The organism is Centipeda felix, from assembly GCF_900186465.1.
GTDB lineage: Bacteria > Bacillota > Negativicutes > Selenomonadales > Selenomonadaceae > Centipeda > Centipeda felix.
The window spans coordinates 107,765-132,599 of the sequence record NZ_LT891957.1; the positions used below are offsets into that span (position 1 = coordinate 107,765).

The window sequence follows — 24,835 nt, forward strand, 5'->3', positions numbered from 1 at the left end:
GAGTTATGTCAACGAAACTTCCATGTGAGATTACCAAAATAGTGTTGGATGATGCGAGCTACAAAGGGACAAAGGTAGAGGTTGTTCCCACATATATCAACTACTTTTTTGGCAACAACGGAACGGGAAAATCTACGCTTGCGGATGTAATCGGAAAAGGACGCGGTCTCTCTTACAGAGCCGGAAGGGATTCCTCTGATTATACGACCTATGTGTTTGACCAGAACTTCATCAACAAAAATATGAATCTCTACCATAACCTTCCGGGCGTTTTCACGATCAATGAAATCAATGTTGAAATACAACAGCAGCTCGATCAAAATACAAAAAAACAAACTGCCGCAAACGATCTCATTTCTACTGCTGCAAAAAAGAAAGAGGAATATACCAAGCAAAAAGATGAGCTAATCACTCGGCTGCATAAGGATTGTTGGAAAAAAACAGCAGAGCTTCGAACCTCTTTTGAAAAGACACAGGAAGGAAAGAAAAAAGCAAAACTGTTCACCGATGCCGTAAAAACACATTCTCCAGTCGAGCATGATATTGATGAGATGAGGCGAATGTATAAATCTGTGTTTTCGGCATCCGCAAAGAAATATGAACGCTTCAAAGAGGTCAATGATCCTGCTGTCCTCGATTCTGTAACGGGATGTGAAATTCTCAGCCAAGCCATTGTAAACACATCAAATACAAAATTTGCAGAGTTTCTGAAAAAGGTAGGTTCCATACAGTGGGTTCGTCAGGGACATGATGAATATCATGCGGCAGCCGAGGGATGTTGCCCCTATTGTATGCAGGAACTTCCCGCAAATTTTGAAGAGCTGCTGTCCGCAAGTTTTGATGACCAATACAACGAAAGCCTCTCAAAGCTGAGCACCTTCTTATCGGCATACAGGGAGTCCGCAAAGGAACTCTTCGTACCATTAAGTTCGTTGCCGACCGAAGTATATCCTTCGATTGATATAAAGCCCTATAATGAGAAGCTCTCAGTTATACAAGCGAGGATTCAATCAAACATTGACAAGATCAAAGAGAAAATAGAATCCCCCTCCTTGATCGTTACTCTTGAAGAAACAGCTCCCCTGCTCCGTGAATTATCGGAAATCATTCAAGGCTACAACAAACTCATAGATGCAAATAATGAACTTGTTGCTGCAGGTCCCCAAAAGAAGGCAGACTGCACAAAAGCCGTCTTTGAGCATATTTCCTTTATCCTCAAAGATGTCCTTGAAGCATATGTCAGAAGCGAGAAAAACCTTGATCTTGAGCTGAAAAAACAGGAAAAAATTATTGACGAACAGCAAGCCGTTCTGCGAGACCTGCGAACAGAATATCGAACGCTCAGCAGCAAGACCGTGGAAACCGAAACCGCCATGAACACCATCAATATGATGCTCCGTGATACCGGCTTCCAAGGATTTGAAGTGCGCCCCCATAAGGAAGCCAATAAGGCAACCATCAATTATGAGGTCATCCGCACCGATACTGGCGAAATTGCAGAGAGTCTCAGTGAAGGAGAGAAGAACTTCATTGCCTTCCTGTATTTTCAGCAACTCGTATTCGGTAGTTCCAATGCGGACGGAGAGTTCAAGGATAAGATCGTTGTTATTGATGATCCCGTTTCCAGTATGGACAGCAAGGCTCTGTTTGTCGTGGGCGCACTGGTCAGAAAGATGATCGAGATTTGCCGAAACAATGCGGATAACAGGAATGCCCTTGTTACGGGTAATTTCATCAAACAAATCTTTATACTCACGCATAATGCCTATTTTCACAGGGAGGTCTCCTACTCTCATGTGAAGCATTATGCCTTCGTATCCTTCTATCTCATTCAGAAGCGGGACGGAAAATCAGCCATCCGTCTGTGTGAATGCCAAAATCCCAACTGCCCTTCAGAGCAGATGAATGTAAACCCGGTCAAAAATTCCTATGCAGCATTGTGGGACGAATACAAAGAGGTCTCCTCCCCCATCCCGTTGATGAATATCATCCGTCGAATTTTGGAGTATTACTTCCTTCAGCTTTGCGGATATGAAGGAGAATCTCTGCGAAAGCGCATTCTCGAGGATCATAAGGAAGATTTCATATGCGATGATGATTACACGAAATTCGATATGGCTTCTTCCATGCTGTCCTATATTTCAAGCACAGCACGTGGCATCAATGATGATATGCATTATGTGGATGATTGCTCTGACACCGATATGTGTCGCGATACATTCAGAATGATCTTCCGGCACATGGGACAGGAGCAACATTTTGAGATGATGACAGGAGTTGGTAATTAAGAAATCCGCAAAAAAGGCATCCAAATAATTGTTGGTATATCTTTTTCGACCATTTATCGACGACAGAACAAAAATCTGTATCAATCTAATGGACTTCATTTTATCAGTGATCCCCAAATTGAACCACATAGAAAAAGGAGCTTATCATGATAAGATTTAGAAATCCTGGAACACAGTATACAACACAAATTCAAGTTATCAGACAACTATATAAAGCTCTACACCATCAAACTTATTTCACCCTTGAAGATATGGCTGTCGTAATTGCACAAGGTCGATTAATGACAGCTTATGGATACGCAGGCGATGATGCTCTCCGCTTAAGCAATACAGATCAAGAAAGTATGAATTCAGCTTTAATGAACGCAAAGATGTATGCCGAAGTTTTTCGTATGCTTGGCTGGGTAACACCTTACAGCGAAAAATCGTCATATCCTCTAGTATTTACCTACATTGGTATTCACATAGCCCTATCAAAAGGAGAATGCTCTAGGCTCTACGAGCAATGTGTTCTTGGTATAAACACCCCAACACAGTTAAGTGGAAAAATGCGATACAGTGAAAAGCTGCGTTTTTTTAAATGTGCATTACGTTCTTTTATCGACTTAGATGGTATTATGTATAAGCATGAACTCTGTCTTGGCCCTATGAGCATCAATGATGAGGACGAACGAGAATATCAAAGCATGATTCAGTGTATAAAATCCTTGAGAGGTGATCATAAAAGATTAAAGAAAGCCTTTGAAGATTTAGCTTCAACTCTTGGTATGAAGCCAACACCCGTTGACAATTGCACAAGGCTCCCTATTGCCTTCATGAAAAGCTGTAGTTGGATTGAATCCATTCGAGATAAATCTTTATACGGAAAATCCTTGGATTGTTTAAAAATAACAAACCACGGAATTGAAACTTATGAACACATAAAAGATATGTATGATCTACGACTTGATCAGTACATAGATTTGGATCCCCATACACAACACTCCATGATTCGTCTGGGGACATACTCCATGTTAATGCGGTCAGGCTATGATATGTCAGACGTTCTACACTTAATGGAATCTGACAAAGTTCAATGCCAAGAAATAATAGGCGATAAAGAACTCCTTTTCTCTCCTGCCCAAACGATTCGACGCAGTCAGATTGAGGAGGCCCTTGATTTAAAGCTTGGACTAGGTATTGATTCTCAGTACCATATTGATGCATTTGAAAGTACCGTCAAAGAACGTGAGCGCCTAAATAACACACAAGTTTGGAAGCTTAGCATTCCAGATAGTGCAGCCAAGTATCTACTTAAGGCATCCGAGGATCGAGATTTCTTACAGCGAATTAATCAGATGCTTGGAGCAGGAAAAAACAGTCGCATGATTGTAAACATTCTTTTTGATGATTACCTCAATGCTACACAGGAGACTTTTTATCCTTTAGTAGCTACATTATTTAAAATTATGGGATTTAATTGCTCTTCCTCCAGACAAGGTGACAACGGCGCTCGCTGGGATGCAATTATTGACGATCCTACGAGAAGCATTCCCATTGAAATAAAATCACCAACCGAAGAACAACACCTCTCCATCAAAGCAGTGAGACAGGCACTCGAAAATAAAATTATCCTTTTGTCCCGCAAGACGCACATAACCACACCTGATGTTTCCACTTTAGCTGTAGGATATTATATGCCCAACGAGCGTGCTGAGGTGGTTAGATTGATTTCGTACTTTAAGGATACGTATGGATTTAACGTCGGAATAATTGACTTAAAGACCTTACTCTCACTTGCAATAAGCATTCTCGTAGATAAAAAGGGATTTGATAAAGAAAAACTATATAAATTGGAGGGATTAGCAAGTGCAAATATTTAAAGAAAAAGTGAACAGACAGAGTGTTCTCATCCTCGAAGAAATACCTACTGCATTTGAAATAGATCATGGAACCTCCGCTACTGCTCATTTCAAAAATGAAAAAAAAGATCATATTGGTTGTATTGGATGTCTAAATCCAAGATGTATGTATTTTTTTGAGGATGAAACAGAGTGTAATTGCAATGGAACATTTGCAAACGATAAGTCAGTTAATGTTTGTCCTGTGGAAGCTATCACATGGGATGATTTAAGCCATACTCCTATAATTGATTCAAAAAAATGTATCCTATGCGGAATCTGTGTTAGCCGTTGCCCCGTTGGTGCGCTCTACTTTTCAAGTCATGAGAGTTTGATGGTCGATACCACGCAAAGCGATATTGTTGAATATAAAAAACTTAACGACTTGATACAGATTAAGCACGCTCATCAAATCGAGCAGTTGTTAAAGGTTCAACGATTCGGAGTATCACAAAAAATATCTGATGAGCTATTCAAAATTATCTATAAAAAACTTCGGCATATCAAAAGTAATTATCATAATATTATTGGAAGAAACTTACTTATTGCATTGGGCTGCAAATGTTCAATGCCAAGAATGGGTGACGTATATACACGCATGGATGCTATATACTGTTCTCCGTCCGGTTCATTTGGTGTCGTAGAAATAGAGTTTGGAAAAGATACCTTGGATGCATCCAGAGGGATTCTTGATGATATAGCCGTACTCAACAGTAGATATGGAGTAAATAAGCACAATAATAAGCCTATCGTGATTTGTCTACAATTGCCAAATATACGACAGGGATATTGGCAAGTCGTAAAAGATATAAAAAATGTAGTCGGAATCAAGATCGGAACTATTACCATCGGCGCTTTGATGTATCTTTTGTGGAATGGCTGCAAATTTGAGCCTGAAAATGATCGATACTACATAGACTACGACAATAGAAATTTACGGGAAATTCTATGTGTTCAAAGTTATTGTGATGGTATTCCATTGAGTGACAAAGCACTGGGAATTATGGAGCCCATGAAATAAAGTTCAAGTGTTGAATAGTCTTGATAAGTATTGCCTTTTAGAGTATCATGTGGAATAGTTATTATTACGCAGAAAGGCGAAACTGTATGTCTAAAAACATAGTAGGAACAAAACAGGCAGCAGAACTGCTTGGGATCAGCACTTCAACTATTTATAGAATGGTGGATCAAGGAATTCTTCAACCTTCAAAAACACCTGGAGGACAGCGAAGATTCTCTGTAAAACAACTGGAGGAGTATAGAGAAAAAAGTCGTGGTATTATTGCTCCGCAAAATCCATATCAGATGCGATTCAGTACGGAATCAGAAGAAATAGTGGAGCCCCCGCCCTCCGGGGCTACGCTTAGAAAAACTGATGTTGCCGAAATAACTGACTCTCTTTTTGATAATAAACCAGTAGATCCAAGAAATACATTAAATGATTTAAATGGTTCACAATGGCTTCCTGAAACAAAAAGTTTCTTTTATCAGAAAGGACTTGGTGCTAAACATCCACATGCACAAATTGAACGCCAGCATCCTGCCCCCTTCTCATTTCAAGATATTACACACCTTATTTCCTTCTTTACAAAAAAAGGAATGAAGGTACTTGATCCCTTTGGTGGAGTTGGTTCGACCGCAAAAGCTTGTGCGCTAGAAGGACGTATATGCACAAGTATTGAACTACAAAAGAAATGGCATAAATTAGCACTTGAGCGTCTTGAAGTAGAAATAGGTACAAGTACATCTAAAAATCATACTTTTATTCTTGGAGATACTCGAGCAGAGCTAAAAAAACTAGATGCCTGTTCGTTCGATTTTATGGTAACTAGCCCGCCTTATTGGTCAATACTAAATAAAAAAGCCGACTACAAAGTAAAAAAAGAGCGCTTAGCGAACAACTTAGCTACTAATTATTCTAATGATGATAAAAACGACCTTGCGAATATAGAAAACTACGAAGATTTTCTTCACATTCTTGTCAATGATGTATTCTTAGAATGTGGTAGGCTCCTTCGCCCAAAAAAATATATGTGCTTAGTAGTTTCTGATTTCAGAAATAAATCTGAGTTTATTAGTTTCCATAGTGATTTAATTCAGCAACTAAATGGTAGAACAACTCAAGATAATTACAAGATTACGCTGCAAGGTGTTAAAGTTCTACTTCAAAATCATAAAACACTCTTGCCGTATGGATATCCTTTTGCTTATGTCGAAAATATTCATCACCAATACATACTGATTTTTAGAAAGGAAAAAAAATAATGCAGGAGCATTATACTGGGATAGTTTGTGGAAATTCAGATATTCTCCTTCAAGAAATGCTAAATTCTAATCTCAAAGTCGACCTTATATTGACGGATCCGCCTTATAACCTCAATAAGAATTTTGGAAATGACAGCGATAAACTCTCACTAGAGGCCTTCTTGAAAATTTCTAAAAAACGTATTGAACTATGTCGCGATCTACTCGTACCAAAGGGAAGTATAATATGGTTTGGCATCCATCACTATATTGGATTCATTCAATCCATCATGTATGAAGTTGGACTGAATTATCGACGCATGAATATTTGGTACTACGAAAACGGTTTTAGTAGGTTGACCACGGCTCCCCTTACCCAATATGAGCCATTTCTGTGGTTTTCAAAGTCTCCTAAAGACTGGATTTATAACGTTGATGATGTTCGTATTCCATATAAAAGCACCGAACGCCTAAAAAGCCCTGTTTATTACAAGAACTCTAAAGGCGAGCGAGTAAAGTGGACTCCCCACCCTCTTGGTGCAATGCGTGGTGACGTATGGGCATTCCCTACTCTCGCGGGAAAACTTTTTAAACATGAAAAAACACCTCATCCGACCCAGAAGCCTGAATCCCTCATTACTGAAATTATAAAGGCCTTTTGCCCCAAGGATTCAAATGGATTTTATAGAGGCACCATCTTAGATCCATTTCATGGTTCTGGTACATTAGGCGTATGCTGCGAGAAGCTAAATAGAGAAGGTCACAAAATCGAGTGGATAGGAATCGAACTTGAGCAAAGATGGTGTGATATTGCTACAGAACGCCTAAGCACCCTGAACTGTTCTCCTACATAAACAAACAGTATGACAGTTATGAAAGAAATTCAGTCTGTCTCCATCTCGGCGACCACGGACACTACAAATATCAACCGACTTATTTACACCACGCGCAGTCAACAGGTAATCCTTGCCAGCGACCTTGCTATGCTCTACCAAGTGGAGACACGAGTCCTGAATCAGGCTGTGAAGCGGAATCAGAAAAGATTTCCCGGAAGATATTGCTTCCAGTTAACCAAGGAGGAGGCAAACTTGACATCACAAATTGTGATGTCAAGTTCCGCATATGGCGGGCAGCGAAGCCCTCCTTACGCGTTTACCGAACAGAGTATAGCTATGTTGTCAGCAATTCTCCGCAGGAATATTTCTGTGGAATTAGTAAAGACTACCTCAAGAAAATTTGGTTAATTGCTATTCACCAGCAAAATTTGAGATCCCAATTTGGCACCTCAAAAGGAAAGGAGCTTTTATGAGTGAGAAAGCCCCTGATCAGACATCCATAGCGCCGATAGACACAAGCCACATACGGAATTTGGTATACACCGTTCGTGGCATTCAAGTCATGCTAGACTCAGATTTGGCGTGGCTTTATCAGGTAGAAACAAGGATACTGAACCGTAATGTAGCCCGCAACGCCCGTCGCTTTCCAGAGGATTTTCGCTTTCAACTCACAGAAGATGAGTTTGAAATCTTGAAATCCCAAATTGGGATTTCAAGTGACACTGTGCATGGCGGCAGACGCTATCTCCCCTACGTCTACACCGAGCAAGGGATTTCCATGCTGTCCGGAGTACTGCGAAGTGATGTCGCCATAGAGGTCAGCATCGGCATTATGCGGGCTTTTGTTGAGATGCGACATTTCATCGCCAGCAATGCCCATCTTTTCGAGCGCATAGAACGAATGGAGCTAAAGCAACTCGTCTCTCAAAAAGAAACCGATGAAAAATTCGAGCAAGTCTTTGACTTTATCCACGCCCACACGGAGTCCAGTCAAAAGATATTCTTCAACGGGCAAATCTACGATGCATTCAGCTTATTGGCGAGCTTGATTCAAAAGGCAACCAAGGACATCATTCTCATTGACGGCTATGTAGATATAGGAACGCTCAATCTGCTGGCAAAAAAACAAGCTAATGTTTCCGTGGAAATCCACACATTCAACAATACGAGATTGACGGCAGCAGATGTTGCGACCTTCAACAGTCAATATCCAACGCTTACCATTAATCACACCAATGCCTTTCACGATCGTTTCCTTATTCTTGACCACCAAGAGGCATATCACATCGGCGCATCGCTCAAAGATGCCGGAAAGAAATGTTTTGCCATCACGCTTTTGCAAGATGAGGCTCTCCTACAGGAACTTCTGACACATTTGTGAAAAGACATTCACAGCTCTGCGAGGCCTGCAAGGAGTTGGGGGCAGACCTTCCGTTTTATGAATTACGAAGAAATGGACTTCGAGTTCATTTTAAGGCTCCCCATAGTCCACTTGTCTCTCATCCTAAATCCCCAAACCGACATAATGTCGGTTTGGATGTCGGTATAGCGTATAAAATTCTGGAACTGGTCGTAGCTAATCCTAAAATAACAATGGTTGAAATGGCAGAAAGGCTAGGTGTCACAAAAAGAACAATTGAGCACGAGGTAAAACTGCTTCGTGAAACAGGCAGCATCGAGCGCATCGGCAACAAGCGATTCGGACACTGGAAAATCAACAATTGAAACTATAGGGTCGAGGCATAAGAAACTCCCATGCACTCGACCCTATAGTTTTATGGAATTGATTTGTGTGATTCAATAAAGCATTAAGCAGAATCTCGTTCGTCGTTGCATTGTATCGTTATCGACGTTACTTCGTTCATCGCGGCTACCAAAATGATACTAGAGGGAAACGTCAGTGTTGCGTTCGCACGCGACACCGTAATCTGACGATCCTCAATTGGCTCTCGCAGTACCTCAAGCGTCTTCTTGCTGAACTCCGGCAGCTCGTCGAGAAAGAGCACGCCGTGATGCGCGAGTGTCACCTCGCCCGGACGTGGGATGCTCCCACCGCCGATCATCGCTACCGTCGAGGAGGTGTGGTGCGGGCTGCGAAATGGACGCGTCGTCACAAGTCCCGTATCCTTGCCGAGCAGTCCCGAGATACTGTAAATCTTCGTGATCTCGATGGCCTCTTCCTTCGTCAGCTCCGGCAGGATCGAAGACATCCGACGTGCCAGCATCGTCTTGCCTGAACCGGGCACGCCGACCATCAGGACATTATGCCCTCCTGCCGCTGCGATCTCAAGCGCACGCTTCGCCTGATACTGTCCCTGCACATCTGCAAAGTCATCGGTAAATGCAGCGTCCTTTTTCTGTTCTGTTGGGTGTGGCTCAGCAGGAGTCAGCGTTTCCGTTCCCGTCAGATGGCGCACAAGCTGCGCCAGATTCTCGACCGCATAGACCTTCAGTCCATCAATGAGGAGTGCCTCGTCTGCATTGGAGGGAGCAACGTAAAGCTCTGTGAGACCATGTTCACGTGCCGTAATCGCCATTGGGAGAATGCCGCTGATCGGACGACAGTTTCCATCGAGGGAGAGTTCCGCAGAGAAGAGTGCACTCTGCACCGCTGTCTCGGGAACCATACCGTAGGATGCAAGGAGGCCAACGGCAATCGGCAGATCAAGCCCCGAACTGTCCTTTCGCACATCGGCGGGCGCAAGATTCACCGTCACCCGTTCCTGCCGCAGCTGGATGCCAGAGTTGCGAATCGCCGTCCGTACCCGCTCCTTCGACTCCTTCACCGACGTATCGGGAAGTCCCACCAGCTCAAAGCCCGGCAGCCCCGGCGATACATCCACCTCCACGTCGATAATCCGTCCGTCAATCCCGAGGGTCGTCGCACCATAGGTCTTTGCAAACAACTGCCTTCCCTCCCACGTTTCAAATATAAGAAAATTATAACACAAGAGAGGGTATGTTGCCTAATGATTCTTTGCAAAGAAAAAAGAGATTCCAAACGCTAAGTAGGGCGAATGGAATCTCTCTTGTGTGTTATAAACTTTGGAGCTTATCTGGAAAAAGATGGGCTCCTTCTCCATGAAGAGCCTCAATGAAAAACGCACAGAATTACACAATCTGAATGATTATGTAGTTTCATGTTTTTTCACGATATGTGGACTCCGTCCTCAGATACAGTTCCTCCTTTGTTTTCATTTGTTGCCGGGACTTCAGGAAGGAAGTGCACCTCTACACGGTTCTTTGCTTTGTCCGAAATCCATTCGGTCAAGCGAGCACGCGACGCTTCGTCCATATCCGATTGCAGATATATGAACGCAATTTGCGTTTCACTCAGAGCAGCCGATTTATCCCCAGTCCCGGCGGGTACGCGTACACTCCCGACAGCGATGCGGGAGATTTGCGGAAATACGATGCGTGCCTCACGGTTCCAGTCCAAGATGTAAGTCCCCTTCTTCTCACTTTCCTCGCGGGCAGACTTGAGTGCGGTCACGGTCTGCTGCTCCTGCATAGAGGGAATGGCACTTTTTTCGACCTCGCCGAGTCTTTGATCGATCATTGCCTCCATCTTTTCTCTCTCTTCCACCGTTTCCGCAGAAAACACCTCCAACCGGAACGGCCTGAGGTATTTCTTTTCATGCAGCTTCTCCGTCAATGCCGCCAAGTCGTCCTCCGCTATTCCTGCAACCGTAAATACCGTCAGCATTTTCTTCTCGTTGTCCAACGTATAGGAGATTGCCAGACGGGGCGGTGCTTTGAAATTCTCCTCGATATAAATCTTCGCCTGCTCGTTCTCCAGATTTTCCTGCACGCTTTGATACGCAAAGAAACAGCTGGGCAGCGTGACAAGCACTGCAAAGGCCATCAGGTAGCGTTTCTGTCTTGAAAATTCCACGGAGTTGCGCTCTATCTTGGAGGGAATGTCAATGATTTTCAGGACGATGAACGCCGTCAGACAGATAAAGAAGCTGTTGATAAAGAACAGGTAGAGTGCACCCACGGTGTACGCCATAACGCCCGTAGCAATGCCATATCCTGCGGTGCAGAGAGGAGGCATCAGAGCTGTTGCAATCGCAACACCGGGGATGACATTCCCGCCCTCTTTGCGTGTTACGCCGATGATGCCTGCGAGGCCGCCAAAGACAGCAATCAAAACGTCCCAGATGGTCGGCGATGTTCGTGCAAGCAGTTCCGACGAAGGGCCATCGATCGGTGTGAGGAAAAAATAAAGCGTCGATGCAGCAACCGAAATGATCACCTGGGCGAGCAGACTTCCTGCACTGGAACGAATGTATGTGCTGTCATAACGGGCAAGCCCATAGCCAATTCCAAGGATCGACCCCATCAGCGGAGAGATCAGCATCGCACCGATGATGACCGCCGTGCTGTTCATATTGAGCCCAATGGAGGCGATAAAGATCGCCAGCATCAGGACACTGAGATTCGTCCCCCGAAACTGCACGCCGGCATTGATCCGCTCTGTAATCTCCTGTATTGACGCAATGTCACCATGCAAGTCAAAAAAATCTTTTAGTTTCTCCCAAATCAAACAAACAGCTCCTTCGGTCTCTATCATTACGCTCTTACAAGCATCGTTAAGGAAGCACTGATAAATTCAGTACTGCCATCTTGATTCATCTGTTTTCGCCCTGCCTGTGTCGACAAATCCTCCACATAGCCTTTGCTATGCGTCCGGTTTGTCTCCTTGGTAGGACAAAAAATCTGCACCAATCTGACAGACTTCATTTTATCAGCGATTCCTTAATTCCTTCACTGACGTATCGGGAAGCCCCACCAGTTCAAACCCCGGCAGCCCGGGCGACACATCCACTTCAACGTCGATAATCCGTCCATCGATCCCGAGGGTCGTCGCACCATAGGTCTTTGCAAACAACGGCATTCCCTCCTACGTTTCAAATATAAGAAAATTATAACACAAGAAAGGGCAAGATGGCTAATGATTCTTTGCAAAAGAAAACGTGATCAAAATACCGAATGGGACAGTGAAATATCGATGAATTTCTCCTTCAGATTGTACACGTGCGCTCTGCACACTTAGATTGCAATCGGCTGCTTTTCCCTCGCTAGACTTCCCTCTTTCCGATCTATAGGAAGCACTGACAAATTCAGCGCTGTCATCTTGCCATCGATTCCTACACAACATTCTTGACATACCCAAAGTCCATGTCCATAGGGCGGATAAATGACCGTGTGGAATGGATCACGCGCCATTCATTGCCCTCTTTCTGAAAGACCTCGACGCAGTTGTAGCGTATATTGATTAAATTGGTATCCGCATAGAGTTCGTAAGTCAATACCACCATAATGACAAAGCCGTCAAATCCCCATTCATTGCGCAGCACATCGGTCAGAAGTTCTCTGCTGCTCGATGCGTGCTCCCGTTGATAAGATTGTACGCCATCATTACGGTGCGCGGCTTTGCCTCCCGCACGCAGATCTCAAACGGTTTCAGATAGATCTCACGCAGACCCAGAACACTATTCGAGGTATAGCGGTTCGTTTCCTGATTGTTGCAGGCAAAATGCTTGATTGTTGCGGCGCAGTTCGGTCGACTCTGAACACCGCACACGAATGCCGATCCCATGCGCCCACTGAGCAGCGTCTCTACATCGAGCGGATGCAGACCGATTGTCGGCTCATCGAAGACGAATACAGAGCCCTCCTGCCCCCTGCCCATATCGCTCGCGAGCTTCAGACGCTGCGCCTCGCCGCCCGAGAGCCCGGGCGTCGCCTCACCGAGCGTCAGATATCCGAGTCCGAGATCGTGCAGGATCTGAAGGCGCCGCTGCACCGTTTTCAAATCACTGCAAACCGCCAGTGCCTCGTCAACGCTCAGGGACATCAACGCGGGGAGCGAGCACGGCTGCTTCCCCTTGCGCGGCACACGAAGAATCTCGGCAGCTTCCTTGCGGTATCGGGATCCGCCGCAGTCGGGGCAGTCGATCGTGACGTCGGGCAGAAATTGGACATCGAGGCTGATCGAGCCGGTTCCGTCGCAGGTCGGACAGCGAAGTTTTCCCGTATTATAGGAAAAATCCCCGGCCTTATACCCCTTCTCCTTTGCTGCCGGCGTGCGCGCATAAAGTTTTCGCAGCTCATCGTGCACGTTCGCGTAGGTAGCAACGGTCGAGCGCACGTTGGCGCCAATCGGTACAGCGTCGATCAACCGCACCTGCCGCACACCGTCGGCGGCAATCGACTGGACATGCGCGGGCAGCGATGTCCTGCCGAGCTGTGCTTCCAGTGCCGGAATCAGGCTTTCCAGAATGAGCGTCGTCTTGCCCGAGCCAGAAACACCGGTCACAACACTCAGCCGTCCCTGCGGAAACACGGCGGAGAGCGGCTTCACCGTATGAATCTGCTCTGTCTTGAGCACAATCCGCCCATGCTTGAACATGTCCTCGGCCGCCGCAGGTGTATGAACCTGCACCTTTTTCCTGCCGTCAAGAAAACCACCGATGCGTGAGTTCGCACTTTTTTTCATCTCTGCAAGTGTTCCCTGCGCGATGATCGTACCGCCGCCTGCGCCCGCCTCCGGCCCGAGCTCGATGAAATGATCTGCGCTGCGCAGAATCTGCACATCGTGATCGACGAGGACGATGGAGTTCCCGTCGGACATAAGCTCCCGCATGACGTTCAGCAGTCCGTCAATGTTCGAGGGATGGAGTCCGATGGACGGCTCGTCAAGAACGTAGAGCACGCCCGTTGTCCGATTGCGCACGGCACGCGCGAGCTGCATACGCTGCCGCTCCCCCGTCGAGAGCGTCGAGGCCGCGCGGTCGAGCGTGAGGTAGCCGAGTCCAAGCTCCATGAGGCGCGCCGCCGTATGCCGGAAACTCTCACAGATGCTTTCCGCCATCGGAATCATATCCCGCGGCATAGCCTTTGGAACATCTGCGATCCACGCCGCAAGTTCCGTCAGCGTCATCCTGCAGACATCCGGCAGAGAGTGCTCGGCGAGGCGCGGCGCACGTGCGGCATCCGAGAGGCGCGTGCCATGGCAGGACGGACAGATTTCTTGGCGCAGGAATTTTTCCACACGCTTCATGCCCTTTTCATCCTTGACTTTCGCAAGTGCATTTTCTACGGTATAAATCGCATTGAAGTAGGTGAAGTCCATCTCCCCCGCCGCACCGGTCTTTTGGATCTGATAGATCATATGCACCTTGTCGGGCGATCCGTGAAAGACAATATCCTTTTCCCGTGCAGTCAGCTCACGAAACGGTACATCCGTCCGTACGCCCAATTTTTGTGCAATTTCCTTCATCAAAGACCACATGAGCGTCTGCCACGGCAGCACCGCCCCCTCGTCGATCGAGAGGGAGTCATCGGGCACGAGCGTCGATTCGTCAACGACGCGCACAATACCTGTCCCTCCGCACGTCTCACAGGCACCGCCGCTGTTGAACGCGAGTTCCTCCGCACCCGGCGCATAGAAATGTGCGCCGCACGTCGGGCAGACGATTTCCTGCTCCGCCGCCACCTTGCGCGTCGGCGGTACATAGTGGCCATTCGGGCAGCGATGGCTTGCCAAACGAGAGAACATCAGCCGCACAATGTTCAGCAGCTCCGTGGAGGTTCCAAACGTGCTGCGCATCCCGGGCACGCCGGGGCGCTGATGCAGCGCAAGCGCCGCAGGGATATAGCGCACCTCATCGACACATGCCTTCTCTGCCTGTGTCATGCGCCGCCTCGTATACGTTGACAATGCCTCAAGGTAGCGGCGTGAACCCTCGGCGTAAAGCACGCCAAGTGCGAGCGAGGACTTTCCCGAGCCGGAGACGCCCGCAATACCTACAATCCGATGCAGCGGAATATCGACAGATATATTTTTCAAATTGTGGACGCGCGCCCCGCGGACTTCAATCGCCATCGGCTGCTTTTCCATTACCACATGCCTCCTCGCTTTCTTTGTGCTGCCGAAATCATCATACCGCCTTGCCGCACATATTCAAACAGCAGCCACCTGCATTTCAAATAAAAAAATCATAACACAGAACACGCTGTGTTGCCTAAACGCTCGATTGCCTCCACAGGACAGCTCTCATGGCACAGGTCGCAGTGCAGACAATGCGCTGCGGCGATGACATCCAAGTCTAATAGACTTTATTTTATCCGTGAACCTCCTAAGTAGGAACATCTTGCTCCATATGTATCAACTCCTGCCAATGCCGATACATTGTCGACATTGCAAGGATAAATGCAAGAATTTCCGCGATGGATCCCGCGTAGAACACGCCATCCAAACCAAAGAGACAAGGAAGCAAGATGAGAAACGATATAATTTGGATGACGACTGTGGCGAGTGCCGCACCCTCAATCTCCCACCCAAATCCGATCATAAAGAGGTTTTCTGAATCAGTCCCCCGACAGGTGCGACACCAAGCGGATTCTCCTTTGGTGTCATGGCGACTTTGGGCATACAAGCTCCTATCAAATAGAATCACGGAATTAAAGAGATTCCAAACGCTAAGTGGAGCGATTGGAATCTCTGTTGTGTGCGGAATTTACCGTATGACAGGAATTAAGCTCTGGCTGTTGCGGCTTTATATTCAACCGACGCACCATCGGACGGCATATCATAATTCACCACGCCGCGACGTGCCAAACATCCTCGCAGTGTATGCCTCGTAAGCGCAGCATGTGCGACATTGTCCAAGTGCGTCAGATAAAGACGGGCGTTAGGCGCAGTCATTGCAACGCAGTGAACATCTTCATCGTTCATGATGAGGCGTCCATTTTCCACGGTCTCTGCGGCACAACAGTTCAGGGCAATCACCTCAGGCTGATAGTTCCGCAGTGTCTCAGCTATGCCGGAATACCAGACCGTATCCCCTGCCAAATAGAAGGTGTTCTCCTCCGATGCCTCAAACACAATCCCCATCGCGTCACCGCACGGAACAACGGTGCCGTGCAGGGCAGGGACGCGGGTCAGTCTCGCCGCACCGAACTCCATACCGCTTGTCGGCAGGACGATTACCTCTGAAAACCCGGAACTCCGCAGAACAGAGGCATCCTCCTCCGACTGACAGATGACTGGAACCGCCTTATCAAGCGGCGCACCGACCGTCCCGTCCGGTGCCATATCAATATGATCGGGATGCAGATGCGTAACGATGTAGTAGTCGACACCGCTCAAAATCTGCCCCATATCCATCGGCAAATTGTAGAACGGCATCGGAAGATGCTCCTTCATCGGATCGGGGATGTGGAACGGCATGTCCGGAATATCGACAAATGACATCTGGTGTTTCGGTGCAAGCCACGGATCAATCAGAAAGACTTTCCCTGCATAGTCCAAACGGTTCGTTGCATTGCGAATCTGTGTGAGTTTCATAAGTGTTCCTCCTGTTCATCATTTGGTTGATCTGTTTCAGCAGTATATCGAACTTCCCAAATGATAACAAGAAAAACAACGGGGCTTGCCGAAACAATATTGTTGCGGTAAAATAGATAACGATGAAAAAGCTGGGAGGTATGAAGATGAATCGAAAACAGATGGAGTATTTTATTGAGGTCTATCGCTGCGGCAATATCCAGACGGCAGCAGATCATCTTTATGTTGCAAGACAAGGTCTCAGCAGAGCGATGAGATCATTGGAGGCGGAGCTTGGGCAGCCGCTTTTCACCCGTACCCCACGCGGAATCATTCCGACCGATTATGCAGCAGCGCTACTGCCCCACGTTCAACGTATGCTGGATGAATATCAATCCATCGAAAGCATGAAATCCCTCGCCACCCATTCAAAAAGTGTTGTTACCATTTTTGCACTGGATCACGTCTTTTCTTATCTTGGATCGCAATTTCTACAGGATTTTCATACTACTCATCCGAGCATTATTCTGAGCATTGTCGATACAACAGACGACGATGCAATGGAGGGACTTCTAACAAAGCGATCTCATTTTTCCATTGTCACCGCCCCTTTTGATCAGACACGCTTTCAAGGGGACGTACTCTTTTTCTCCCGCTACTGTGCTCGTCTCTCTGCGCATCATCCCTTGGCAGAAAAGAGCCGTATCTCCTACACAGATCTCGACGGACAAATGATCATCAGTAAAGGACGCGCCTATCACTGTTTCCGTCATAATATCGACAAACACATTCTCCTGCCAGGTCTCAAAATCGAGATTCTAGCCGAAACTGCCGATGAATCCCTCATTGTTGATCTGCTGCGTCATAATCCTGCGATCAATCTCGGCTACGACTACGCAGCCGTCATGAACAGACAGCCGGACATTGTCATGCGAGAACTTGGCGACGGAAAAGATGTGGGGCAGGAGGTATGCCTCATACAGGACAAGACCGTCATCCTCACCGAAGCGGCGCGTACATTCCGTCAATTCCTCTTGGATTGGCTGAAAAAAACGAGAAAGGATCGTATCATATGGTAACTGATGAACAGAACCATTCTATTGCTATGGGGTCGCCCTCATGTGCCTTTACAATGGTTTCATAGGGGAGAAGTCGGTCACTCATGGGGCAACACCTCCTTCTGTGTTTTTTGCACAAAATTTGAGGCTGCTGCACGTTTGTTTCGTGCAACAGCCCCCTTTGATTACCCACCAGCAAGGACAGACGGGGCTGTCAACGGTGGGCGCAGCCCATTCACTTGCCGTTGATCGGCTCGGCTGGATTTGCTAAATCAATTTTTTCAAAAGTGTTTCTACTTCTTTTGATTTCAACACTTTTCCCATAGAAGCAACCTGCTCATTTACAACAAGAGCTGGCATACTCATTACTCCATACTGCATGATTTTTTCCATGTCTGTAACATATTCAATCTCAATAGTAAGTCCCATTGAATGAACCGCTTCCTGAGTTGCTTCTAACAGTGCACGACAGCTTTTGCAACCAGAACCTAAAACCTTAATACAGCAAATTCCGTCCACTGTTTTTCCGCAACACTCTTTTTCCAGCTTGATTTCTGTTGCCTCGCTTGTCGGGCAGCCGGCATTACAAGCACACGCAGGCGTTTTTTCTTCTTTGTTTTTTCTGTTAAATAATGACATAATGAATACCTCCATTTATTTTTCGCTTTCAAAGCGTTTTTTCAAAACCTCATAATGATTTCGATTGCTTTTATCCCCACCATTATCCGGGAACAAGCAATAAGGCAAACTATCCGTTGTACGGTGCTTTATGACGCAAGCATAACACCTCCCATGATTTTGGCACGATATTTTAGGACAAATACATTCTTTTACATTTTCGCAGTGTATTTTTCTACCTCATTTCAAATTAGTATTGGCTGAATGGCATTAAAGAGATAGCCAACCAGTATAATTCCGACAGTACAGATTGCGATAAAAATCCATAAAAGTTTAGGTTTTACAGCTTTACGAAGCATAATCATTGAAGGCAGGGACAAAGTAGTAACGCCCATCATAAAAGATAAAACAACGCCCAACAATGCGCCCTTTGCAAGTAGTGCTTCTGCAATCGGAATTGTTCCAAAAATATCTGCATACATGGGTACTCCGGCAATAGTTGCGATAATTACACCAAATGGGTTATTAGCTCCGAGTATCTTAACAATGATTTCTTCCGGTATCCAGTTATGAATAATAGCCCCGATACCTACACCAATCAAGACATAAGGTGCAACCTTTTTCGCAGTAGATACATCCTGTTCCCATGCAAAATGAAGTCTATCCTTAAAGTGCAATTCTTCCTGCGGAATATCAACAGATTTTCCATTTTTAATGTATTCCTCTACTTCATTTTCAAGGTGTAATTTTTCGATTAAACTCCCTCCTGCAACAGCAATTATAAGTCCGAGCAGAACATACACGATTGCCACTTTCCAGCCGAATATGCTCATAAGGAGTACAAGAGAGCCGAGGTCTACCATAGGAGAAGAAATTAAAAAAGAAAACGTAACACCCAGCGGCAGCCCGGCACTGGTAAAACCGATAAATAATGGAATGGACGAACAAGAACAAAACGGCGTAACTGTCCCCAAAAGGGCAGCTATCATATTTGCCCCTATTCCTCGAAATCTCCCTAATATCTTTTTGGTTCTCTCAGGCGGGAAATAACTTTGAATATACGAAACTATCAAAATTAAAACGCCCAGCAATAGCATAATTTTTATGGTGTCGTAGATGAAAAACTGAACGCTTCCCCCTAACCGAGTTTCAGTAGATAGACCACATGCTTCTAACAGATTTCCTATCAGTTGGTTTAGCCATTTCATACCGAGGATTTCATTCTGAAAGAAATCCCAAACACTTTTTAGTGCCTGCATATCCTAACCTCTCTTTCTTATAAATCAAGAATTTTCGATTTGATATTCCTAAAAAAAAACCGTTGCCATATTGGAACGGCTTTTAGGTGTTTGAACACTTATTACAACTCATATTTGTTTCGTCAATAGCAATCGTATCTTTCAATAAAGCCAGTACCTTTTCACTGCCTTGCTTGCTGATTTGGTAATGTGTCCATTTACCGTCCTCACGACCTGTCACAATACCTGCTTCACATAGGATTTTCATGTGATAGGAAAGCGAAGATTGAGGCATATTCACTTCATCGGTTAAAGTGCAAGTACACTTTTCTCCATTCTGCAAAAGTTCTAAAATGCGTAATCTACGTTCATCACTTAAAGCTTTAAAGATTTTTGCTCTTTCCTCATAAATAGTTGCCATGCTCTCACCTCAAATCCAAATTTCTTGATTTAAGTGTATGCTTCAAATCGAAAAAAGTCAATATGAAATTATAGTTTTTCTAAATTTTGATAAACAGATACGGAATAATAGGGCCTGCTGTCTGCAAAATTCTTGTGTGCTACTTTGCCGCACATGAGCATTATAGCACGGGATGTCACTATGGATTTTGTTTTTGTTTAGCTGTTCAACTTCATTTTACAACGAACCCCCAAAAGAGAATTGTGTAGATTCCCCTAATAGAGATCAATTTCCCATCTTGTTGGAGTTTATCATCTTCTTAGGCAAGCAGTCACGTCAATCTTGATTAGAAACCATTGTAGTTCTCCCAACGCCAACCTAAAACTCCCTGCTCGAAGCGCAGTATCTTCGACCTCGCCGATACATTCACAGCAAAGATTCCGGGCTACGACGAAACAATTGCTGCGGTCGGTGACGCACTCATTGTCTACGAGATCACATTTCCCACTGCGACAGTGACCGTCGATATGGAACACAGTGGAACGGTGACGATTTGAGTGTTGCTGCCCCATACCGATGATTGAAGGGCATCTTTCTTAGGGTGACTGAAAGGTCGTCCTTTTTGCGGCGTCTGTTGCGAGGCCACTTCTGGTAAATGGAATCTTTTGCGTGAAAGGTGATCTCTTGAATTTATATCTTCATCCCTCAACTGCAGTCTCAATCCCGCCCTTGAAAACAACAGTCACCGCGCCATCCTCCTTAACTACAATGTGATCGAGCAGCCCACTCCATAGCTCCTCGTCAAACTCGACTTGTTCCCCGTTGATACCATATACCACTTGAATTATGGTCTCCAAAGTCTTTCTCTTACCCTCCCTCTCGGCAATTTGCTCATCCAACCTCGCTAGATGCCCCTGCTTTTCCAGATAGCGTGCGCGAATCTCATTCTCCTGTTTCAGATATGCGTTCTGATCCTGTGCCACCCGCGCATTCTCACGAATCAGTATTTCAAGACGTTCTGCCAAAACGCCGAGTTCCTGCTCTGCTCTATTACGCTCCTCGACAAGCTCCTCCGTTTGGCAAACACTGTCAATCAGGGAATGGAGTTCCGCGATTACGTTCTCTTTGACTTCCACCAACGAGTTCAGTGCCTTGACGAAAAGCTCTTTGATCTCTCCTCCTCGGTCAAGTGGACAGTTCCCTAGATAGAGGACAAGCAAGAAAATCCCTCCTGTTGTAGTGGTCTGCTCCCTAGAGAACGGACAGTAAAAAGATCCCTACTGTTGTAAAATAAAAATTACAACAGTAGGGATTCGTCATGTCTAGAAAGTATACAAAAATAGAAATGTTGTCAGATGAAATTCTCCACCGCAATGGACGGAGCAACGTAGAGCTCCGTCAGTCCCCGCTCATGTGCCGTAATCGCCATCGGAAGAATACCACTGATCGGACGGCAGTTCCCATCGAGGGAGAGTTCCGCAGAGAAAAGCGCACTCTGCACTGCCGTCTCCGGAACCATACCGTAGGATGCAAGGAGACCAACGGCAATCGGCAGATCAAGCCCCGAGCTGTCCTTTCGCACATCGGCGGGTGCAAGATTGACCGTCACACGCTCCTGCCGCAGCTGGATGCCGGGGTTGCGGATTGCCGTCCGCACACGCTCCTTCGACTCCTTTACCGACGTATCGGGAAGCCCCACCAACACAAAGCCCGGCAGTCCGGGCGACACATCCACCTCAACGTCGATAATCCGTCCATCGATCCCGAGGGTCGTCGCACCATAAGTCTTTGCAAACAACGGCCTTCCCTCCTACGTTTCAAATATAAGAAAATTATAACACAGGATAGGGCAAGATGGCTAATGATTCTTTGCAACAAAAAAGAGATTCCAGGCGCTAGGCAGGACGGGTGGAATCTCTCTTGTTATCCTTGAAGCATCATTCATCAACGCCAATCTCAATCCCATCAAACTTTCGATGACGCCCTCCATCATATCACTGCTTTTCCCGATTAGAAGCACGTTTTTCCTATAACCATTTTCTCCTTTAGCTCGCACCCAGAGACTCTCTCATGTTCCAGAGCCCCTTTTCCCCATACGAATCATAAATCGTCTGGAGATGCTCCATTATCTCTTACTTCTGATCTGGATTTTTCCATATATCGTAGTAATAATAGAATCGTTTGTCGCATCAATTAGCGTCGAATTTTCCAGATCCTGTAAAACTCCTTCAGTTCCAAAATGCGCTCCCCCTCTATTTCCTCCTGAAAGCCGCCCTACCGGACATCTTTCATCAGCTAGGTATCAGGGAAAATGGTCAGATCCACAACAACGATCTTGTCCGGATGCAGCAGATTGAATATAGATTTCGCCGTTGTTCTCAAATACATCCATGCGCAATTATTCCTTGGTAAGCCATGACTGTCCCCTTACTTTGATGGCTAAGAAGTCAACAACCATACTTTTCCTGTCCTTCTTTAGAATACGGAGCAACTGCGACAACACAGCCTTAGCGGACTCATAGAACATTACCTTTCATCTATTCTTTTATAATTTTTGAGATCCTTTTTTATAAAAGAAAAACCTACAGGAATGGCACCAATCAATCCAAACACAATACCTACAGCGGTTGGAATAGATGGATCAACCTCACTACAAAAATAGGTTAAGATGATTACTAATAATACAAGAACTATTATTTTGCACATAATATTAAAAATTAGACATTTTTTTCTTTTTCGTATCAACTGTTTTCTCTTTTTTTCTTCCTCCTTTCTATGATATTCCGCCAATTCTGCTTCAAGTTTTTTATTTCGATCTTGTTGGGATAGAATAAGTCGGTTTTTTTCTTCTAAAGCATTATTCTTCTCAGACAGTTGTCGATCATTTTGATCACGTAAATCTTGTAGTAGGCGATCCTTTTCTTGTATCGTTTCCTTATTACGATTAACTTCTTCTTCATAGCGAGCAAGATACTCTAAGGAAAAATCAAGATCGTCTTCAATTGTCTCAGAAGTTAACTCTTCCGGTGTAATCGGTTTTTTTCGAAGAGCAATAATTCTCGAAGCTAATTGAGCCTCTGTTATCTCCCCAGAATTAAACAGTTCTTTGGTTTCAGTATAGAGTTTTGAAATGTTATGTGAAATTTTTGATGCAAGCAGCATACGTGCTTTTAACACTGCATTTACGTTCGTAGGATAGGTTTTTCGACCTAATCCATTCCCTAGTTTATACCAAAGGATATTGGTTAACTTCTCTACAGAAACTGCATAATCACAAACATTGTCGAGAGATTGTTCTTTCATAACTCTCTCAACTTGATCCCTTGATGCATTCAATGTTAATCCTGTATTTGTTACAATTAAAAATTTGGCATCTAAATCATTAGAGTATATTATGCCTTTTCGAAGTTTGTTGATGTGACTGATAAGTTTTATGCTATCATACATTCTCGGATCAATTGACAAATTCTCGAGATTATACGGAACATCATCTATTTCATAATAGTCCATCCGTTCATCTTCAACTATTCCGTATGTATACTGTAATCTATGATAAAAATCAGACATTTTAATTCTTACATCAGCAGATGTTGAACAGCCGTTTATTATAGCCTTCATAGCAACAGTATCAAACAACAACTGTTTTCCATCTACAATACTTTCTGCACTAGAAAAGAATTTGTCTATTTCTTTTCTTACATCTGAAAAATAACGAAGTGAAATTCGCTTAGTTTCAATATTTGCAGCCTTGATCTGAATGTACAGATCCTGTGCCAACTTCCTATATATTTCACCATTATACCCATATAAGCTAAACAGAACCTCTGTGCCTAAAAAAAGTGTCAACTCATTTCTAACGCTTCCTATTTCATTGATATTGTGATTAAGGCCAATATATAAAATACCACCTTCTCGTATTGCTGCTAAAGACGTCTGTATTTTCTCGTCAGTTTCATGTTTGAGAATGAATTGACTAATTAAATCCGTATATCTACCTGAAGCAGTTGATCTCTGGTCATCGAGAAGATAGGCTATGAATTCTTGTGTAACAGTGTCAACCACTACTGTATTTGACACATTATTATCTTTTATAAAAGAGATAAGCAAATCGATGACGTGAGCGTTACTGGCTTCAGCAGCAACGTTCATCTCCTCAAAAGAAGAAATCTCCTTAATCCCAGAGCGATCAACATAATGAACCCCGTTCTCTGTCTTAATAAATGCTAATCCTCGAACAGATGTTTTAATAACAGCTTCAGGAATATCAAAACCAAATATTTCGATAAGCTTGTTCTTCATCTCTATTGCAGTAAATGAATGAAGTCTACATTTTACTATAACATACTGAACAAATTCAGCTAAAATTTGATACGGACTCTGGTACTGTTTTGCATCTACCATGCTTTTTATCGTTGAAAACGATGCCAGTATAGAAGTCGGATTGTTGTTCATTTGTTTCCTCCACACATTCCTCTACATATTGTATATTCCAAAATGAATTGGATTACAATCAAAAATACAAATTGAATAAAAACTGGACTTTTTTTCGTGAATCTCATCAAGTAAATATACTGCCGTCTCGGGAACCATACCGTAGGATGCAAGCAGACCAACGGCGATCGGCAGATCAAGCCCCGAGCTGTCCTTTCGCACATCGGCGGGCGCAAGATTCACCGTCACCCGCTCCTGCCGCAGTTGGATGCCGGAGTTGCGAATCGCAGTGCGTACCCGCTCCTTCGACTCCTTCACCGACGTATCGGGAAGCCCCACCAGTTCAAACCCCGGCAGCCCCGGCGACACATCTACCTCAACGTCGATAATCCGTCCGTCAATCCCGAGGGTCGTCGCACCATAGGTCTTTGCAAACAACGGCCTTCCCTCCTACGTTTCAAATATAAGAAAATTATAACACAAGAAAGGGGAAGATGGCTAATGA

General features: G+C 45.0%; 19 protein-coding genes and 6 pseudogenes. 10 read left to right on the top strand and 15 right to left on the bottom strand.

Annotated elements, in window-relative coordinates:
* Nucleotides 1-5 precede the first annotated feature (5 nt).
* The 8 genes from C1713_RS03065 (at nt 6) to C1713_RS03100 (ending at nt 8,973) form a co-directional block, all read left to right on the top strand.
* Complete coding sequence (locus C1713_RS03065) at nt 6-2,288, top strand: AAA family ATPase (protein WP_102493007.1); 2,283 nt, start codon at nt 6-8, stop codon at nt 2,286-2,288.
* 146 nt (nt 2,289-2,434) lie between these two features.
* Complete coding sequence (locus C1713_RS03070; RefSeq protein WP_102493008.1) at nt 2,435-4,150, top strand: hypothetical protein; 1,716 nt, start codon at nt 2,435-2,437, stop codon at nt 4,148-4,150.
* Nucleotides 4,137-5,189: a 4Fe-4S binding protein gene (locus C1713_RS03075; RefSeq protein ID WP_102493009.1), complete on the top strand. Its 1,053-nt coding sequence runs from the start codon at nt 4,137-4,139 to the stop codon at nt 5,187-5,189. Before C1713_RS03070 ends, C1713_RS03075 begins: the two co-directional genes overlap by 14 nt.
* 86 nt (nt 5,190-5,275) lie before the next feature.
* A complete protein-coding gene (locus C1713_RS03080) occupies nt 5,276-6,433 on the top strand; it encodes a DNA methyltransferase (protein ID WP_102493010.1) in 1,158 nt (385 codons plus the stop codon).
* A complete protein-coding gene (locus tag C1713_RS03085) occupies nt 6,433-7,266 on the top strand; it encodes a DNA-methyltransferase (protein ID WP_102493011.1) in 834 nt (277 codons plus the stop codon). Before C1713_RS03080 ends, C1713_RS03085 begins: the two co-directional genes overlap by 1 nt.
* A gap of 18 nt (nt 7,267-7,284) precedes the next feature.
* On the top strand, nt 7,285-7,656 hold the full coding sequence (locus C1713_RS03090; RefSeq protein ID WP_102493012.1) for an ORF6N domain-containing protein: 372 nt from the start codon (nt 7,285-7,287) through the stop codon (nt 7,654-7,656).
* Nucleotides 7,657-7,717: 61 nt separating this feature from the next.
* Nucleotides 7,718-8,629: an ORF6N domain-containing protein gene (locus C1713_RS03095; RefSeq protein WP_102493013.1), complete on the top strand. Its 912-nt coding sequence runs from the start codon at nt 7,718-7,720 to the stop codon at nt 8,627-8,629.
* 35 nt (nt 8,630-8,664) lie between these two features.
* The gene (locus C1713_RS03100) at nt 8,665-8,973 is read left to right on the top strand and encodes an HTH domain-containing protein (RefSeq protein ID WP_245870949.1); all 309 of its coding nucleotides are present in this window, start codon (nt 8,665-8,667) and stop codon (nt 8,971-8,973) included.
* 83 nt (nt 8,974-9,056) lie between these two features.
* Here the strand turns inward: C1713_RS03100 and C1713_RS03105 are convergent, their stop codons facing one another.
* The 8 genes and pseudogenes from C1713_RS03105 to C1713_RS03140 form a co-directional block, all read right to left on the bottom strand.
* Nucleotides 9,057-10,154 (bottom strand): YifB family Mg chelatase-like AAA ATPase, encoded by a 1,098-nt coding sequence (locus C1713_RS03105; RefSeq protein WP_102493015.1) that lies wholly within the window; start codon nt 10,152-10,154, stop codon nt 9,057-9,059.
* Between the two features lie 242 nt (nt 10,155-10,396).
* Nucleotides 10,397-11,824, bottom strand: a complete 1,428-nt coding sequence (locus tag C1713_RS03110; protein ID WP_102493016.1) for a DUF389 domain-containing protein — start codon at nt 11,822-11,824, stop codon at nt 10,397-10,399.
* 19 nt (nt 11,825-11,843) lie between these two features.
* Nucleotides 11,844-11,994, bottom strand: a pseudogene (locus C1713_RS12605) (secretion protein HlyD).
* 7 nt (nt 11,995-12,001) lie between these two features.
* Nucleotides 12,002-12,142 (bottom strand): annotated as a pseudogene (locus C1713_RS03120) (magnesium chelatase domain-containing protein); the annotation flags it as partial.
* A gap of 259 nt (nt 12,143-12,401) precedes the next feature.
* Nucleotides 12,402-12,611 (bottom strand): hypothetical protein, encoded by a 210-nt coding sequence (locus C1713_RS12140; protein WP_102493017.1) that lies wholly within the window; start codon nt 12,609-12,611, stop codon nt 12,402-12,404.
* A gap of 5 nt (nt 12,612-12,616) precedes the next feature.
* On the bottom strand, nt 12,617-15,157 hold the full coding sequence (locus tag C1713_RS03130) for an excinuclease ABC subunit UvrA (RefSeq protein ID WP_245870951.1): 2,541 nt from the start codon (nt 15,155-15,157) through the stop codon (nt 12,617-12,619).
* Between the two features lie 98 nt (nt 15,158-15,255).
* Nucleotides 15,256-15,363, bottom strand: coding sequence for a 4Fe-4S binding protein (locus C1713_RS12660; RefSeq protein WP_254654993.1), 108 nt, complete (start codon nt 15,361-15,363; stop codon nt 15,256-15,258).
* Between the two features lie 430 nt (nt 15,364-15,793).
* Nucleotides 15,794-16,606, bottom strand: coding sequence for an MBL fold metallo-hydrolase (locus tag C1713_RS03140; protein ID WP_102493019.1), 813 nt, complete (start codon nt 16,604-16,606; stop codon nt 15,794-15,796).
* A gap of 122 nt (nt 16,607-16,728) precedes the next feature.
* On the opposite strand from C1713_RS03140, the gene C1713_RS03145 reads away from it, so the two are divergent.
* Nucleotides 16,729-17,664: a LysR family transcriptional regulator gene (locus C1713_RS03145; RefSeq protein WP_102493020.1), complete on the top strand. Its 936-nt coding sequence runs from the start codon at nt 16,729-16,731 to the stop codon at nt 17,662-17,664.
* A gap of 246 nt (nt 17,665-17,910) precedes the next feature.
* Here the strand turns inward: C1713_RS03145 and C1713_RS03150 are convergent, their stop codons facing one another.
* The 3 genes from C1713_RS03150 to C1713_RS03165 form a co-directional block, all read right to left on the bottom strand.
* On the bottom strand, nt 17,911-18,282 hold the full coding sequence (locus C1713_RS03150; RefSeq protein ID WP_102493144.1) for a thioredoxin family protein: 372 nt from the start codon (nt 18,280-18,282) through the stop codon (nt 17,911-17,913).
* A 224-nt stretch (nt 18,283-18,506) separates the two neighbouring features.
* Nucleotides 18,507-19,520, bottom strand: a complete 1,014-nt coding sequence (locus tag C1713_RS03160; RefSeq protein WP_102493022.1) for a permease — start codon at nt 19,518-19,520, stop codon at nt 18,507-18,509.
* Nucleotides 19,521-19,602: 82 nt separating this feature from the next.
* The gene (locus C1713_RS03165; protein ID WP_037365557.1) at nt 19,603-19,920 is read right to left on the bottom strand and encodes an ArsR/SmtB family transcription factor; all 318 of its coding nucleotides are present in this window, start codon (nt 19,918-19,920) and stop codon (nt 19,603-19,605) included.
* Nucleotides 19,921-20,300: 380 nt separating this feature from the next.
* On the opposite strand from C1713_RS03165, the pseudogene C1713_RS12320 reads away from it, so the two are divergent.
* A pseudogene (locus C1713_RS12320) lies at nt 20,301-20,456 on the top strand (pyridoxamine 5'-phosphate oxidase family protein); the annotation flags it as partial.
* 141 nt (nt 20,457-20,597) lie between these two features.
* Here C1713_RS12320 and C1713_RS03175 read toward each other — a convergent pair.
* The 4 genes and pseudogenes from C1713_RS03175 to C1713_RS03190 form a co-directional block, all read right to left on the bottom strand.
* A pseudogene (locus tag C1713_RS03175) lies at nt 20,598-21,097 on the bottom strand (hypothetical protein); the annotation flags it as partial.
* A 165-nt stretch (nt 21,098-21,262) separates the two neighbouring features.
* Nucleotides 21,263-21,697: pseudogene (locus C1713_RS03180) on the bottom strand (magnesium chelatase domain-containing protein); the annotation flags it as partial.
* Between the two features lie 728 nt (nt 21,698-22,425).
* Nucleotides 22,426-24,351 carry a hypothetical protein gene (locus C1713_RS03185; RefSeq protein ID WP_102493023.1) on the bottom strand — a complete coding sequence of 642 codons (1,926 nt, stop codon included), beginning with the start codon at nt 24,349-24,351 and terminating at the stop codon, nt 22,426-22,428.
* Nucleotides 24,352-24,468: 117 nt separating this feature from the next.
* A pseudogene (locus C1713_RS03190) lies at nt 24,469-24,768 on the bottom strand (magnesium chelatase domain-containing protein); the annotation flags it as partial.
* Nucleotides 24,769-24,835 lie beyond the last annotated feature (67 nt).

Excerpts from the sequence above, each read along its gene's own strand:
- C1713_RS03065 (WP_102493007.1), top strand. The coding sequence starts at position 6 with ATGTCAACGAAACTTCCATGTGAGATTACCAAAATAGTGTTGGATGAT.
- C1713_RS03070 (WP_102493008.1), top strand. The coding sequence starts at position 2,435 with ATGATAAGATTTAGAAATCCTGGAACACAGTATACAACACAAATTCAA.
- C1713_RS03080 (WP_102493010.1), top strand. The coding sequence starts at position 5,276 with ATGTCTAAAAACATAGTAGGAACAAAACAGGCAGCAGAACTGCTTGGG.
- C1713_RS03085 (WP_102493011.1), top strand. The coding sequence starts at position 6,433 with ATGCAGGAGCATTATACTGGGATAGTTTGTGGAAATTCAGATATTCTC.
- C1713_RS03090 (WP_102493012.1), top strand. The coding sequence starts at position 7,285 with ATGAAAGAAATTCAGTCTGTCTCCATCTCGGCGACCACGGACACTACA.
- C1713_RS03095 (WP_102493013.1), top strand. The coding sequence starts at position 7,718 with ATGAGTGAGAAAGCCCCTGATCAGACATCCATAGCGCCGATAGACACA.
- C1713_RS03110 (WP_102493016.1), bottom strand. The coding sequence starts at position 11,824 with ATGATAGAGACCGAAGGAGCTGTTTGTTTGATTTGGGAGAAACTAAAA.
- C1713_RS03130 (WP_245870951.1), bottom strand. The coding sequence starts at position 15,157 with ATGGAAAAGCAGCCGATGGCGATTGAAGTCCGCGGGGCGCGCGTCCAC.
- C1713_RS03140 (WP_102493019.1), bottom strand. The coding sequence starts at position 16,606 with ATGAAACTCACACAGATTCGCAATGCAACGAACCGTTTGGACTATGCA.
- C1713_RS03145 (WP_102493020.1), top strand. The coding sequence starts at position 16,729 with ATGAAAAAGCTGGGAGGTATGAAGATGAATCGAAAACAGATGGAGTAT.
- C1713_RS03150 (WP_102493144.1), bottom strand. The coding sequence starts at position 18,282 with ATGTCATTATTTAACAGAAAAAACAAAGAAGAAAAAACGCCTGCGTGT.
- C1713_RS03160 (WP_102493022.1), bottom strand. The coding sequence starts at position 19,520 with ATGCAGGCACTAAAAAGTGTTTGGGATTTCTTTCAGAATGAAATCCTC.
- C1713_RS03165 (WP_037365557.1), bottom strand. The coding sequence starts at position 19,920 with ATGGCAACTATTTATGAGGAAAGAGCAAAAATCTTTAAAGCTTTAAGT.
- C1713_RS03185 (WP_102493023.1), bottom strand. The coding sequence starts at position 24,351 with ATGAACAACAATCCGACTTCTATACTGGCATCGTTTTCAACGATAAAA.